The organism is Maribacter luteus (assembly GCF_009674825.1).
In the GTDB taxonomy this organism is placed as follows: domain Bacteria; phylum Bacteroidota; class Bacteroidia; order Flavobacteriales; family Flavobacteriaceae; genus Maribacter_A; species Maribacter_A luteus.
Genome location: NZ_WKJH01000024.1, coordinates 1 through 16,295, shown reverse-complemented (window position 1 = coordinate 16,295; position 16,295 = coordinate 1). Strand labels below are relative to the sequence as shown.

Here is a 16,295-nt window from a genome sequence, read left to right as displayed (position 1 = left end):
CGGGTTAGAAATAAAGAGGTCAAGAAGATGGGCAGTTTTTTCAAGAAGGTGGTTAGCATTGTTTTTGTTATGTTCCTTGGTGTGTTCAGTGGAAACTGTCAGTTGGAAAAATACCCTCAGACTGAAATCACCAATGATATCCTTACGGCCCGACTTTTTCTGCCGGATGCCGAAATAGGGTACTATAAAGGGACAAGATTTGACTGGTCGGGCATAATTTCCAGTTTGGAATATAAGGGACATACGTATTTCGGACAATGGTTCGATGATGATGATCCCCCTCCCTTTGCGACGATTATGGGACCTGTGGAAGCGTATTCCCCTTTCAATTATAATGAAGTGGATCCGGGAAGCGATTTTGTAAAGCTCGGCGTAGGTATAATTAAAAAACCTACTAATGAAGCATATAGTCCTTTTAAACAGTATACCATTGTTGATCCCGGCAAATGGAAATTAATTACAAAGAAGAATGAGGTCCGCTTCGTGCAGCGTATAAACAGTGGAACATATTCCTATGAGTATACCAAGATCGTTCAGCTGATACCGGGCCAACCGAAGATGGTGATCGAACATCGTTTAAAAAACACGGGGAGCAAGCGTATTAAAACCATAGGTTTCAACCACAATTTCTTTGTAATTGACAATCAGCCTATTGGTAAGGATTTTGAAATGACTTTTCCAGTTGATGTTTCCGGCACGGGAAGGGGGCTAGGGGATGCTTTTGAGCTACAAGGGAATAAATTGACTTTTTTAAGGGATTTAGAGGGAGACGAGACCATCGCGTGCAAATATCTGGAGGGATTAACGAATGGTGTTGAAGATTTTGATATTAAAATTGAAAATCTTCGTACCGGTGCAGGAGTAAAACTCTCAGGGGACCGACCGCTATCCAGATTAAGACTTTGGGGTACGGCCAGAACCTTGTGTCCTGAACCGCATATAGAGATAAAGGTTGAAGCAGGGGAGGAATTCAGATGGAGTTATTTCTATGGGTTTTATGAAACGCAGACGTTGAGGCCATAAAAGGCTTGTTAATGATAAGGGAATTTGGAAAAAAGAAGCACACCCAAAAAAAGAAAATTTAGTATCAAATACTTTTTAAAATGAAAAAACGGCTTACCATTTTGATTATCGGACTGTTATGTATTTCTACAGCCTTACATGCTACGGATATAAAGATCAATAGCGTAAGGGAGTTGGCCGAATATGCATCCAAAAGCGGCAATGTCATAACAATGGCGCCCGGGGTTTATCGGTTAACCGATTATTTGACCATCGATTCAATGTGGGGCCGTCATGAGCGAAACGAATTTTCGTATATCACCTTTAGTGGGAACAATAATGTGTTCCATTTGGAAGGGGTGGAAATTGAGGTGGATACCAAATTGCGTACCGCCTTGAAACCTCCCATCCATAGTGATGAATTCTTGATAACCGGTAGCGATAATACCTTCAACGGACTCACATTACGATGTAAGGGCGAAGGAACTTCACCAGGGGGAACGGTACTTCAGGTGGCAGGAAAAGGGAATACCCTAAATGACATTACCTTGTATGTTGCAGGTTCATTTCCTTACGGTTATGGCGATTTATTCGGTAAAGGGAAAGCGAAGGAAACCGTCATTCGCCACAAAAAGCACAGTGGTCTCTTGGTCACTGGGAGCGATACCAAACTCTACAGGTGCAAATTGTACAATCGTTCTTTTGGACATTGTTTTTTTGTGCAACGAAATGCGGAGAATGTGTATTTCGAGGATTGCTACGCAGAGGGTGTCGTGCGTTCTACCGACGATATTCTTGCAGAAACATCGGGCCCTGCATACGATGTGAACTTCCGAACATGGACAAAGAACCGTGAAGGTAAATATGTGGTTACGCCCGGCTATATGAAATCATTATGCGAGGACGGTTTCCGTACTTATGGACCGATCAAAAACATCCATTTTAAGAATTGTACGGCAAAAAATACCCGGGCTGGTTTCGAATTACGGACAAACACTGGGGTACGCCTTGAAAATTGTACGACTATCGGTACCGAAAGGGCCTATTGGGTGGGCGATGACGCCGTTTTGAAAAATTGCAAAGGAGATGCCAATTATGGCCCGTTGTTGTTTGTGGAAGGAAGTAATGTTGATGTGGAATTAATTGTCGATTCCGCGGAATCAGACCGATTGGTGCATGCCCTGGTCACTGTTCAAGGAGCAAATAACCTTGTGGTATTGAAATCTGCCCAAGGCAAAAGAAGGAAAAAAGAACTGCCCATATTAATTGGGTATACACACCCTATGCATGGTGAGTCCATGTCACCTTTTGACGAAGGGGAAACCATTGGGTTACAATTAAGGAATGAAACCGGAATGCCCATAAAAATTGGTCCTAAGGCCAGTAATTGTGAAATCATTACCGATGGTAAGGTTATCGGGAATGAGGGCAAGCAAATAAAAATAAAACAAATATAAAGAGCGATTTTAGGCCATATAAAAGGACTGGATATTGCCGAGGGAATGTTAGGATCATCGTTAAAGCTGATGATGACAGAAAGCACATAAGAAAATGGAGCGTAAAAGGTTTATAAGTTTATTGGGGTATGGTGTTTTGGGAATGGGAATGGCACCTGCCGCATATGCAGGAATCAATACGAAGAAAAGTGATTATGAAACCTGTAAATCGGTTTGGGGCGAATTATGCGGCGATATAGGTACGGTCTATAAGACAGATGCCTTTAAATATGTGCATCCGGTAAGGAAAACACCCAATGTACTATTATATGGAGACTCAATTTCAATAGGCTATACGCCAGCCGTAAGGAAAAGTTTGGAAGAAAAAGCCACTGTGTTCCGTTTGTACAAGAATGGTGGGTCAAGTCAACAATTCATAGCGAATATGGATAAAATGAACGCAACCATGTTTCAACCTTACTTACGTAAAGGATGGAATTTTAAATGGGACTTGATTCATTTCAATGTGGGGCTACATGACCTAAAATATCTTAGAGGGAAGCACTTGGATAAAAATGGTGAACAAGTGTCATCCATTGGAGTATATAAAGAAAATCTTGATAAGATCTGCAAGTACCTGAAATCGAACTATCCGGAAGCAAAATTGGTTTTTGCAACTACAACACCGGTCCCTGAAAATGCAAAAGGGAGATATAGTGGCGATAGCATAAAATTCAATACGGCCGCTAGGGAAGTATTGGAGCAATATCCGGAAATTGAGATAAACGACCTTTATGCGTTTACCCTGCCACAGCGTAAAGTTTGGGCCCAAGAACCCGGGAACGTCCATTACAATGAATTGGGATCCACCGAGCAAGGAAAGGAAGTGGCCCGTATAATCGCTGAAAATTTATGATCGATTTACAAAAATTAAATATTTTCCTATAATGATGCTAATACCAATCCGTATGTTAAAATTACGTTCAATCACAATTGCCATTGTTTTCTGTGGGGCTTTGTTTTGTATCTGTTCTTGTTCTTCTAACCCCGAAAAAACCAATAGCAAACCCAATATCGTTATTATTTATACCGATGACCAAGGGTATGGCGACGTCGGGGCACTCAACCCCGATGCCAAATTCAAGACCCCGAATATGGATAGGATCGCCAATGAGGGTGTTGTTTTTACTGACGGACATAGTAGTGATGCCGTATGTACGCCTTCGAGATATTCGTTGTTGACGGGAAGGTACAGTTGGAGAACAAGTCTTAAAAAAGGGGTCTTAAGAGCCGATGGCCCTTGCTTGATAGAAAAAGACCGGATGACCATTGCCTCCTTACTCAAAGAAAATGGATACAATACGGCCATGGTAGGTAAATGGCATTTACAAATGGAGTTTGAAGGAAAAGTTGGCAAGAACCGGGATTGGTCCAAACCGTTTACAGACGGGCCCATTGAAAAGGGGTTCGACTACTTCTTCGGGATAGCGGCATCCATGAACTATGGAATCCTTACTTATTTGGAAAATGACCAAGTGATCGATCCACCGGTATTATATACCAAAAAGAAAATGGATGTAACACCCCGTACGTACCGGATGACCCCTCCTTACCAAGCAGAACATCAGAGAGGATATGTGGAGGTAGCCCCTTCCTTCAACGATGAATATGTGCTCGAAACCCTTGCGGATAAGGCGGTGGAATACATCAATACATCAGCGGATGATGCCAAGAACGGAAAGCCTTTTTTCCTTTATTTTCCTATGACCAGTCCCCATTTGCCGCATTGTACCCATCCCGATTTCCAAGGGCGTAGCAATTGTGGTAACTATGGCGATTTCATGGAGGAAACTGATTATCGGGTGGGTCAGGTACTCGATGCCTTAAAGGAAAATGGTATTGAAGACAATACGCTGGTCATTTACTCTTCCGATAATGGGGCGGAAACGAATTATGTGTATCAAAGGGATACCTTTCAACATTACAGTGCATTGAATTTCAAAGGGGGCAAACGGGATATTTATGAAGGTGGCCATCATGTACCCTTTTTAATGCGGTGGCCGGAAAAATTCACTGCGGGACAAAAAATTGACCATCCCGTTTGCCAAAGCGATTATTTGGCTACCATAGCCGATATTATCGGAGCCGACATCCCTGAGAATGCCGGGGAGGACAGTTATAGTTTATACCCTTTATTGAATAGCGAAGGTCCCGACGACTATGATGAAAACAGACCCGTTATCCATCATTCTTTTACCGGTCATTTTTCGATCAGGGAAGGGGATTGGAAATTGAACCTGCTCAGAGGTTCCGGGGGTTCATTGGAACCGGTTCTTCTAGAAGTAGAACCCGGTGAAGCGGTATATGAACTTTACAACATAGCCAAAGATCCGTCGGAAACGAAGAACCAATATTTTGAGCATCCCGAAATTGTAGCGCGACTAAAACAAAAGATCACCGAGGTCATAAAAAATGGAAGGTCGACCCCAGGAACGCCACAAGATTATGTAAAGGGGAATTGGGAGCAGGTTACTTGGATGAATTTATAAAAGGGAAAAAAGAATGATGAAGTGGATTATCAAAGGAATAAGACTTGGGAGTATTTTGTACATTTTGATGGTTGTATCATGCACAGAAAACGTTCCTGCCGTATCTAGAGTAATTTTAGAGCCTGAAATTGATGCTGTTATGGCGGCGAAATGGAATTCTGATTTCCATCATGTTGAGTACCCGGAACAATGGTTGGATAACTCGGTTTCCGTTAAACCGGGCGAATCCATACAAGTAGCGATTGATTCCGTATATGAAGCCGGCGGTGGCGTCGTTTATTTAAGGGAGGGTACCTATGTTTTGGATAGCACCCTTACCTTGAAAAGTAAAACGACCATTGTTGGGGCTGGAAAAGGGAAGACGATATTAAAGCAAGGTCCAAAAATGGATAAGGCTTGTTTTAATGCCGAGGCGAAACCTACCATTACAGATGTGGTCATCAAAGATCTGTCCCTAAAAGGTACAAGAAAGGGTAAGGTCAACGGTATCCTTATTCGAGGAAGAAATGAAGATCGGCATAAACGTATAATGTTTCAAAATATTGATGTTACTGATTGGTCGGCCCAAGGGGTTCATATAAAACGAACTAATCATATCATAATGGATAAATGTAATTTCCAGTATAATGGTTCCAGTGGGGGCTTGTACCACAATTGCTATTTCTTATACAACAAGTATATCTTGCAAAGTGATCTGGATATGTCTTTTCCATTAAAAGGTAAGGGGTGTAAATATACCTCTTGTGAGTATGTGCTGGCACAGCGTTGTACCATTAAGGACACAAAAACCAATGGAATACAGGCCGACCATGAGGAAGCGGGCTATATTTTCTTTCATAAGTATCATATTAGTGGTTGTGCACGGGTAGCTTTGTGGTTTCCCTGTGAAGATTATTACGATAAATTTACCTATAAGGAAGATCCAAAGTATGCACCTCAAAAAGTTATCCTAAATCGATGTACGGTAGTCGATAATACATGGGGTGCAATGTGGCGGGTGGTTAACGATTCGTACGTGATCAAAAGTCATTTTGATAATGTGGTTTTGGATATGGGACTGTTGAAGTGCGATGTGAAAATGGAGAACAGCACTTTTGTAAAAGGGAACGAAATTTATACTGACGTACATCAATGGCCAGAAGACGTAAAAATACTTTGGTAAATCCTTTGCAGATAAGAAAAGTCACTAACCAGGAAGAACACCTAGGCCACAGGATTTCCGTTTTTAGAGAGGCAAAGGCTGTTGTTTTTACTTCTTGGTATAGGTAGGAAACGGGCTTTGTTCGCAATGGGATTCTCAATGAACCATTAGTTATCATCAATGGGTCATTTGTTATAGTCATCAATTATAATTTTTACAAAATTGCAATGCAACTACCTTAGGTAATAAGTTGTAAAGGTGTCTATGCCAAATAAAACCATAAACTATGCTTGGATTATTTTTTAGGATATTATGTGTTGGTCTGATTTTTTCACCCCAATTTTTATTGGCGGACGTATCGGTCAATGCCATTTTTTCTGACCATATGGTCATTCAAAGGGAAACTGAAGTCCCTATTTGGGGATGGGCAGATGCAGGGGAACAAGTAGAGGTGGTGGGCAGTTGGGGAAACAAGGCAACCGTTGTAACCGGCAAGGACGGTAAATGGCGTGTGGATCTACAGACCCCAAGGGCCGGTGGACCCCATAAAATCACCATTTCAGGAAATAACCGCATTGAAATCAACGATGTTTTATCAGGTGAGGTTTGGTTGTGCACGGGACAATCGAATATGGATTTTGAACTCTCCAAATTTGTAAAAGATGCAAGGGAACCTCAATACCAACCTTTGGTGGAATACATAAGAAATGAAGTTGCTACCGCCAATGATGATCATATTAGGCATATCGAAGTTCTTCAGACCACCTCGTTATTTAAACCACAAACCAATTTTGAAGGACATTGGATCAGTGCAAACCCCGAACAAATAGGTAAAATAACGGCTACAGGATATTTTTTCGCAAAAGAATTACGAAAGGCACTGGACGTGCCCATAGGATTGGTGGAATGTTCTTGGGGAGGCACCCGTATTCAACCATGGATTTCAGAAAAGGTGTATCTGGCCGATGAAAATCTAAAAGCGTACTATGAGGCCACTATGTCCGAATTAAAGTCCGCCATTAAAAAAGTGGATGCCGATAATTTTAGGGATACCCTGTATGAAGTAAAATATGAAAAATGGATAGCCAAAGGCAGGCCGGGATCCAAACCCAATAGCAAGCATCCGTTGAATAATATGCAAAACCCTACAACGCTGTACAATGGCATGGTCAATCCCATAATTCCTTATAAGGTAAAAGGTGTTTTATGGTATCAAGGTGAGAGTAATTCACATTTTTTCGAGGAACGGTACGAAGCTTACTTTACCACATTGATCAAAAGTTGGAGGGAAGCATGGGGCCAGGGCACCATGCCTTTTTACTGGATGCAATTAGCAGCGTATAAAGTGCCGGATAGACGCTCTGATTTAGGATGGGCAATGGTAAACGATCATTTAAGGAGGACACTCAAATTGCCGAAGACGGGAATGGCGGTGCTGTATGATTTAGGGGAGGCAAAAGATGTACACCCGCATAATAAAATGGATGCAGGTAAACGATTGGCACTTTGGGCCTTAAAGAATGATTACGGTATGAATGTGCCTGTCATAAGTGGGCCACTCTACAACTCTTATAAAGTAATAGGGGATAAAATTCAAATAGAATTCAAGGAAGTGGGTTCTGGTTTAATAGTCGGTGAGAAACAGCTGTTAAATGCTACTGTGGCTGTAGACAAGCCTTTAAAATGGTTTGAGGTCAAGGGTGTGGATGGTGTTTGGAAACCTGCAGAAGCCCATATAATTTCCAAAAATAAGATTGAAGTATCCCATCCTGAGATTACAGATCCTACCCATGTCCGTTATGCATGGTCGTCTAATCCGGAGGGAGCGAATCTATACAATAAAGAAGGGCTTCCAGCGGCCGTTTTTACCACGGAATAATGTATCAAATGCTAAACAGATCATAAAAAATGGAAATAAAAAGAAATACAATGCGAATTGGAAAATATGGTGTCATACTATTGATGTTTTTTGCCTTTAATCCGGCATTTTCCCAAAAAGTGGAAATGGTATATACTACGGCTTCCGAACGATGGGTCAAGGCCAAAAAGTTTTTATCCAAAGAAACGGCTGCCAATGCGACCGACATTGTGGTGTATACCGATAGTCTACTACAGGAGATCGATGGTATAGGCGGAGCGTTCAATGAATTGGGGTGGGATGCTTTGGAGGCCTTGCCCAAAGGATCCTCAAAACAGGTCTTTAAGGATCTGTTTTCCGATGAGGGGTGTAATTTCTCTATGTGCAGAATCCCGTTGGGAGCTTCTGACTATGCCTTGAGTTATTATTCTAGCAATGATGTTCCGGAAGATTTTGAAATGCGCGATTTTAATATAGATAGAGACCGCTACATTTTAATTCCCTATTTAGAAGCTGCATTAGAAGTAAACCCAGAACTAAAAATTTGGGCATCACCATGGACACCTCCGGCATGGATGAAAGTAAATGACCATTATGCTATGAGAAGTGGCGAGTTTGGAAACGCTTTAGATGGGAATAAAATGAATCCAGAAGCCCAAATCTTGAACAACGCTACGGCATTTAAAATGCAAGAGCGCTATTTAAAGGCGTACGCACTATATTTTTCAAAATTTGTACAAGCTTATAAAAAAGAAGGTATAGAACTGTTTTCCATTCAACCCCAAAATGAAATTGCATATCAACCTAACTGGCCAAGTTGTACATGGAGACCAGAAGATATGGGATATTTTATAAGTGAATTTTTAGGACCACAATTCAAGGCAGATAATCTGGATGCAGAAATATGGTTGGGAACGGTTAATTCTGGTGACCCTAATTATGTAAGAACCGTTTTAAAATTTAAGGATGCAAGCAAATACATAAAAGGAATTGGTTTCCAATGGGGTGGGTCAAAGGCCATACCAACTATTCATAAAGAGTATCCTGGCATCAAATTGATGCAAACCGAAAATAAGTGTGGAGAGCATGAAAATGATTGGACTTCCTTAGAAAGTTCATGGAACACCCTTGTACACTTTTTAAATAATGGAGCGGGGTCCCATATGTATTGGAACATGGTTTTGGATGAAACGGGAAAAAGTGCATGGGGCTGGCCACAGAATTCTATGGTGGTTGTGGATAGGACTGCTAAAAAAGTCACCTATACGGATGAGTTTTATTTATTTAAACATATATCGCATTTTGTGCAACCCGGCGACCATTACTTGAAATCCTCAGAAGGTAAAAACCATGCGGTGTTTAAATTGAAGGATGGGCGTATTGCCGTATTGGTCAATAATCCCAAGGATACCCAAGAGACGTTGAATATCATAATAAGCGAAGCGCGTTTTGCCGTGAATGTCAACCCCAAGTCGATCAGCACACTTTTGATAACCGAATAAATCCATTGGAAATGAATTGTAAGATTAGAGAGAATATTTTGATTATGGCATTTGTCCTGTTCGCTGGACTGTTTGCCGTAGCACAGCAACCTATTGTTATCAATGCCAATGACAGTGGCGAAAAGTTTGATCATTATTGGAGCAAGATGGTTGGGGCAGGTCGTGCCAATGAGGGCTTAAGGGCCGGTTGGCTCGAACAATTGGAACAGGTGCAAGAAAACTGTGGCTTTGAGTATGTTCGTTTTCACGGACTTTTCCACGATGACATGTTTCCCATAATTGAAGAAAGGGGAAAAACCGTTTACAATTGGCAGTATATAGACGATCTGTTCGATAGGATGTTAGATGTAAAGGTGAAACCCTTTGTTGAATTGGCTTTTTTTCCCACAAGTATGGCCGCCGAGAATTCCAAGACGGTTTTTTGGTGGAAGGCCAATATTACCCCGGCAGACGATTCTTTTGGGAAATGGCACGATTTGGTCAAGGCGTTCACCCAACATTGTGTAGACCGCTATGGAATTGAGGAAGTATTGACCTGGTATTTTGAAGTATGGAACGAACCTAACCTTTATCCGTTCTTTTGGGATGGTACCAAGTCGCAATATTTCGAATTGTATAAGCAATCGGCCTTGGCCGTTAAGTCGGTCGATGAACGGTTGAAAATCGGTGGTCCCTCTACGAGTAATTTTGTGCCCGATACACGCTTTGATGGGGAAATAACCAATAATGACGTTTCGGATGCTGTTTTTAATACAGAGGATGTCAATAGTCTGGAATGGCATGGAGTATGGATAGAGGACTTTCTAAAATACTGTAAGAAAGAGAAACTTCCCGTAGATTTTGTGAGTACCCATCCTTATCCTACCGATTATGCGTTCAATCCGGAAACGGGAAAAGGGAAAGGACTCACACGTTACGTATATTCTTTAAAAGAAGATCTGCAATGGCTTAAAAATACCATTGCCAAAAGTCCATTTCCGGATGTCGAGATCCACCTTACCGAATGGAACACCAGTCCCAGTAGTAGGGATCATATGCACGATCGACTACCTTCTGCGGCATATATTGTTAGAAGTAATTTGGAATGTATCGGATTGACGAATTCCTTGTCCTTATGGACGTTTACCGATATTTTTGAGGAAAAAGGCGGGGCTGCCAGTATTTTCCATGGCGGATTCGGGATGATAAACTTTCAAGGCTTGGTTAAGCCTTCCTATCATGCATATCGTATGTTACATCAACTAGGGGATCAAAAGTTATACAAGGATGATCACGTTTTTGTAAGTAAAAAGTCTTCTGATGATAAGATCGTGGCCTTGGCGTATAATTATCCGGAAGAATACGTCAATGCCGTTCCTTCCGGGGCCAATAAAAGGGAAGAGGGTACTTCCAAAAAGCTTGAATTGTCATTTACAGACCTAGCCCCCGGTACTTTGTTCAAAATCGAAATCATGGATAAAGACCATGGTAACATCCATAATTTTTGGGAGGCCATGGGGAAACCGGAGCCACCGACCAGGGAACAGATCAAGGTGATGAAAGATTATGCGAATTCCATGAAAACGGAATTCCTTTTTGCCGATGCGAAAGGGGAACTTGTAATTGAACATGAGATTACCCCATGGAGTTTGGTATTGATCGAGCAGGTCAATTAAACATTCAAGGATATTCACTTTAGCCCATCCCTATGGTATGGGATGCAAGAGAATAGTATGATGCGATAAAAAAGAAATATAATGAAGCCATTCAAGTTTATAGCGATGTTTACTTTTTTCTTTCTCTGTATAGGAATGAAAACGGGGAAGAATCCCATATACCATAAAGATTGGATCGATTTTAATAAAAACGGCGTTAAGGATGTTTTTGAAGATCCTAAAGCGTCTTTAGAGGCCAGAGTAAATAACCTGGTTTCTTTAATGAACGTCGATGAAAAAACCTGCCAGATGGCCACTTTATATGGTTATGCCAGGGTATTGGAAGATGAGTTGCCCACACCTGAATGGAAAAATAGGGTATGGAAAGACGGTATAGGAAATATTGACGAACATTTGAATACCATTTGGAACCAGGAAAAAACACGTACGCAATATTCCTTTCCTTTCAGTACCCATGCAGATGCCATCAACAAAGTACAGAAATGGTTTGTTGAGGAGACCCGTATGGGAATTCCTGTGGATTTCACCAATGAGGGCATACATGGCCTTTGTCATAAAAAAGCAACACCGCTCCCAGCGCCAATCGGTATAGGAAGTACATGGAACAAGGAGTTGGTTTATAAAGCCGGGCAGATAGTAGGTCGAGAAGCAAAGGCTTTGGGATACACCAATGTTTATGCCCCTATTTTGGATGTTGCCCGAGACCCACGTTGGGGCCGGGTACTCGAATGTTATGGGGAAGACCCATTCCATATTGCGGAAATGGGCAAGCAAATGACCTTGGGTATCCAATCGGAAGGGGTTGCTTCGACATTAAAGCATTTTGCAGTCTATAGTGTTCCCAAAGGGGCGCGTGACGGGGCCGCCCGTACCGATCCCCACGTAGCACCACGGGAAATGCACCAAATGTATCTGTACCCTTTTAAAAGGGTGATTGAAGAAGCATCACCCTTGGGGGTTATGAGCAGTTATAACGATTATGATGGGGTGCCGGTTACGGCAAGTCATTATTTCTTGACGGAGTTGCTTCGTGAAAAATATGGATTTAAGGGATATGTTGTTTCCGATAGCGAGGCAGTGGAATATGTTTCCGACAAACACCATGTGGCAGAGGATTATAAAGAAGCCGTTAGGCAGGTGGTCGAAGCAGGCTTGAATGTACGTACTACTTTTAGGACCCCCGAATCCTTTGTAGAACCCTTGAGGGAGTTGATCAATGAAGGTAAAATATCGATGAAGACCATTGACCTTAGGGTTTCTGAAATATTACGGGTGAAATTTGAATTGGGGTTGTTCGATAGTCCTTTTGTTGAAAATGCGAAAGCAGCCGATACAACGGTGCATACCCAAGACGATGAGACTTTTGCCAAACAAATCAATAGGGAATCGCTCGTTCTTTTAAAAAATGAGGGAAATCTACTTCCGTTGGATAGCAATAAAATCAAGAATGTTTTGGTAACGGGTCCGCTGGCCAAAGAGGTTAATTTTATGTATAGCCGATACGGTCCTTCGGATAACCCGGCAGTAACGGTGTATGAGGGGATAAAAAATTATGGGGACGGAAGATTGAACGTTGTGTATGAAAAAGGTTGCGAGGTAGTAGATCCTGATTGGCCTGTAACCGAGATCATCCCGACTCCTTTGACAAAAGAAGAACAGGCAGGGATCGATGCAGCAGTGGAAAAAGCCCCAAACGCCGATATTATCATCGCAGTGGTCGGTGAAGATGATAAAAGAGTGGGGGAGAGTATGTCACGCACAGGTTTAGGGCTTCCCGGTAGGCAACTTCAATTGGTCCAGGCCTTGTATGCAACGGGTAAACCTGTAGTACTCGTACTTATAAACGGGCAACCGTTAACGATCAACTGGGAGAATAAATATATACCGGCCATTCTTGAGGCATGGTTTCCCAGTGTCTCGGCAGGGGAGGTCATTGCCGAAACCTTGTTTGGGGATTATAATCCGGGAGGGAAGCTTACGACCACTTTCCCAAAGAGCGTGGGCCAGATTCCCTTGAACTTTCCTTTTAAACCCGGTTCCCAAGCAAGCCAACCCGAGGTCGGCCCCAACGGATTTGGCCGTACCAGGGTGCTGGGATCGTTATACCCCTTTGGTTATGGACTAAGTTATACCACTTTTGAGTATAGTGACCTGACAATAGATCAAAAAACCAAGCATTCCGAAAGTGACATCCAGGTGTCGTTCAAAATCAAGAATACCGGAAAGCGGGAGGGGGATGAAGTAGTGCAGCTTTATGTAAAGGATGAGGTGAGTAGTGTTACGACATATGAAAGTCAATTACGCGGATTCGAAAGGGTGCATCTGCTACCCAATGAAACTAAAACCATCCATTTTACTTTGCATCCCGATGATTTGGAGTTACTCGACAAGCATATGAACTGGACCGTTGAACCTGGTTTTTTCCAAGTTTTGGTGGGCAGTTCTTCGGAAAATATACATTTAAAAGGAAAATTTGAAATAATCGATTGATAAACAAAAAAATGAAAAATCAACTCTGGATTACCGGTTTAATAATTATCTTTTTCGGTCTTTCTTCAAACATTGCACTAGCACAGGACACAACGTCAAAGGATGATGATTTTTTGTATTTATTCAATGGTGAAAACTGGGATGGGTGGAATCTTAAGCTAAGGAATGGTGATTCGGAAATGGCAAAAAAAGTGTATGTCATTGAAGATGGTATTGTTCATGTGTTCAAGGATTTTCCTGATAGTTTAAATTTGAATACGGGTGAAAATGGGACACACGGGCTGTTTTTTACTAAAAAGAAATACGGTAAATACATACTTCGATTCGAGTACAAATGGGGTAAAAAAATAGCGAACAACTTCGATCAATGGCAATATGATGCAGGATGTTATTATCATGTTTATGACGATAAGATATGGCCAAAAGGTAATGAATACCAAATTCGCTATAACCACATTGCCAATAAAAACCATACAGGGGATTTTTGGGCTGCTGGGACCACTTTGGATTGGTATTCGGGAGATGGAAAAACCTTTCTTTTGCCCAGTAAAGGAGGTAAGAAATTTGAACAAAAGAAAAATGAACTTCATGGGTCGGGCAAAGCCAAATACTATGCACTCAACGATGAATGGAATGAATGCGAGATCATTGTTATGGGCAATAAATATGTGATCCATAAACTAAATGGTGAAATCGTAAACATGGCGACCGATCTCTCAGTAAGTGAAGGGGTAATAGGATTTCAATCTGAAACGGCTGAGATTTATTACCGTAACATCAAGATCAAAGAGTTTAAAAGGATCGTTCCCATGAGGAAGTTTTTAAAAGATTGAGAAGTTTTAATGTCCACCTTTTATTTCTATTTTGGTTTTTCACTGGGTTCAAGGTTTTATACTTGCATATGAACCCTTACACTTCAAATGAATCATCGTTTATAATTTTGGAACTATGATTTATAGTGGCCAACCATACTTTTTGCCAACTTGCGTATGCCTTAGTTCTTCAAACGAGTAAGGATTACGAAAACATATCGATCTTAATGAAAAAATATATGTCAATCACCCGAGCATTTACTTTTTTACTTCTATTTACTATTACCCTTAGTACTATTTCCTGTGCACAGGGTAAGGTTATCGTTTTAAATGATTCCGTTAAGGTCATTCCCAAATTGATTCATGAAGAGGATTTTGATTCAAACGACATAGACAATTGGGTAGTAGAGCAGATGGAAGGTGGTAAAACCGAAATCAAGAATGGCAAATTGGAAATTACCGATGCCGCGGGGTGCACCATTTGGTTTAAAAAAGAATTGGAAGGTTCCATTCTTATTGAATACGACACCTATATAATCAGTAATGGAGGGCCATACGACCGTGTTTCCGATATGAACTGTTTTTGGATGGCAAAGGACATGGAGCATCCTGATAACCTGTTTGAGAATTCAGGAAAACGAGGTGGGAAATTTTCACATTACGATAGCCTAAGACTTTATTATATGGGAGTAGGTGGGCACGATAATTCGAAAACCCGTTTTAGGCGTTATGTAGGTAATGGGGAAAGACCTCTGTTACCCGAATATGATTATACAAAACCTGACTTTTTATTAACGCCCAATAAGGTATACCATATCAAAATAATAGCCCATAACAATATCATTCAATATTATAGGGACGATGTTCTAATGGTTGATCTTTACGATGCAAATCCCTATTTGTCTGGTTATTTCGGTTTTAGGACAGTAAAGAACCATATGACCATCGACAATTTTAAAGTACATAAGTTGATTACGAAAAATTAGTATTAATATAATAATCCAAATATTATGTCCACGACATATCAAACACGCTATGCTTCTAGTCCAGAAGCAGTAAAAAAATACGATACCAAAGCCTTAAGGGATGAGTTTCTAATCGATGATCTTATGGCCAAAGGAGCCATAACATTGACCTATACCCATTATGATCGGTATATCGCCGGTTCGGCAGTTCCGGAAGCTCCTTTAAGATTAGAGTCCATTGACCCATTGAAGGCTGATTTTTTCTTGGAAAGACGTGAAATGGGAATCATTAATGTAGGGGATAATGGAAGTGTTGACATAGATGGTGTTTCTTATCAATTAGGGCACAAAGATGCCTTGTATATAGGAATGGGAGCCAAAGATGTTGTCTTTAAAAGCGATGACCCTAAAAAGCCTGCGATGTTCTATATAAACTCTGCACCGGCCCACACAACGTATCCAACGAAAAAAGTTAGCTTGGAAGAGGCGAATAAACTAGAATTGGGTTCACTGGAAACGGCGAACCATAGAACGGTGAACCAGATGATCATAGGCGGTATTGTAACAACATGCCAACTACAAATGGGAATGACGGAACTTAAGACAGGAAGTGTATGGAACACCATGCCGGCACATGTTCATGACCGTAGGATGGAAGTTTATTTTTATATGGATGTACCTGAAGGGCAATCCGTATGCCATTTTATGGGGCAACCCCAGGAAACACGTCATATTTGGATGCAAAACAACCAAGCGGTCATTTCCCCACCATGGTCCATTCACTGTGGTTCGGGAACATCCAACTATACCTTTATTTGGGGTATGGCCGGTGAAAACTTGGATTATGGGGATATGGATGTCGCAAAAATAACGGAATTAAGATAA

Annotated in this window: 12 protein-coding genes; all 12 read left to right on the top strand. The window is 41.4% G+C overall.

All coding sequences use genetic code 11. The features are described from left to right. Positions 1-27 precede the first annotated feature (27 nt). The 12 genes from GJ691_RS14105 (at position 28) to kduI (ending at position 16,295) form a co-directional block, all read left to right on the top strand. Positions 28-1,023 carry a hypothetical protein gene (locus GJ691_RS14105; protein ID WP_154367995.1) on the top strand — a complete coding sequence of 332 codons (996 nt, stop codon included), beginning with the start codon at positions 28-30 and terminating at the stop codon, positions 1,021-1,023. Between the two features lie 80 nt (positions 1,024-1,103). Next, entirely contained in the window at positions 1,104-2,459 is a 1,356-nt protein-coding gene (locus GJ691_RS14100; protein WP_154367992.1) for a glycoside hydrolase family protein, read from the top strand. Positions 2,460-2,553: 94 nt separating this feature from the next. Beyond that, positions 2,554-3,354: an SGNH/GDSL hydrolase family protein gene (locus GJ691_RS14095; protein WP_154367991.1), complete on the top strand. Its 801-nt coding sequence runs from the start codon at positions 2,554-2,556 to the stop codon at positions 3,352-3,354. A 52-nt stretch (positions 3,355-3,406) separates the two neighbouring features. After that, positions 3,407-4,987: a sulfatase family protein gene (locus GJ691_RS14090; protein ID WP_179955127.1), complete on the top strand. Its 1,581-nt coding sequence runs from the start codon at positions 3,407-3,409 to the stop codon at positions 4,985-4,987. Positions 4,988-5,000: 13 nt separating this feature from the next. Then, positions 5,001-6,149: a right-handed parallel beta-helix repeat-containing protein gene (locus GJ691_RS14085; protein ID WP_154367987.1), complete on the top strand. Its 1,149-nt coding sequence runs from the start codon at positions 5,001-5,003 to the stop codon at positions 6,147-6,149. 265 nt (positions 6,150-6,414) lie between these two features. Beyond that, on the top strand, positions 6,415-8,007 hold the full coding sequence (locus GJ691_RS14080; RefSeq protein WP_154367984.1) for a sialate O-acetylesterase: 1,593 nt from the start codon (positions 6,415-6,417) through the stop codon (positions 8,005-8,007). A gap of 50 nt (positions 8,008-8,057) precedes the next feature. Beyond that, the gene (locus tag GJ691_RS14075; protein ID WP_218944450.1) at positions 8,058-9,488 is read left to right on the top strand and encodes a glycoside hydrolase family 30 protein; all 1,431 of its coding nucleotides are present in this window, start codon (positions 8,058-8,060) and stop codon (positions 9,486-9,488) included. Between the two features lie 11 nt (positions 9,489-9,499). Then, the gene (locus GJ691_RS14070) at positions 9,500-11,143 is read left to right on the top strand and encodes a GH39 family glycosyl hydrolase (RefSeq protein WP_218944449.1); all 1,644 of its coding nucleotides are present in this window, start codon (positions 9,500-9,502) and stop codon (positions 11,141-11,143) included. Between the two features lie 81 nt (positions 11,144-11,224). After that, a complete protein-coding gene (locus tag GJ691_RS14065; protein WP_154367983.1) occupies positions 11,225-13,633 on the top strand; it encodes a glycoside hydrolase family 3 N-terminal domain-containing protein in 2,409 nt (802 codons plus the stop codon). Positions 13,634-13,644: 11 nt separating this feature from the next. Further along, positions 13,645-14,466: a 3-keto-disaccharide hydrolase gene (locus GJ691_RS14060; RefSeq protein WP_154367981.1), complete on the top strand. Its 822-nt coding sequence runs from the start codon at positions 13,645-13,647 to the stop codon at positions 14,464-14,466. 206 nt (positions 14,467-14,672) lie between these two features. Continuing rightward, positions 14,673-15,431 carry a DUF6250 domain-containing protein gene (locus GJ691_RS14055; RefSeq protein WP_154367979.1) on the top strand — a complete coding sequence of 253 codons (759 nt, stop codon included), beginning with the start codon at positions 14,673-14,675 and terminating at the stop codon, positions 15,429-15,431. A gap of 24 nt (positions 15,432-15,455) precedes the next feature. Beyond that, positions 15,456-16,295 (top strand): 5-dehydro-4-deoxy-D-glucuronate isomerase, encoded by an 840-nt coding sequence (gene kduI, locus GJ691_RS14050; protein WP_154367977.1) that lies wholly within the window; start codon positions 15,456-15,458, stop codon positions 16,293-16,295.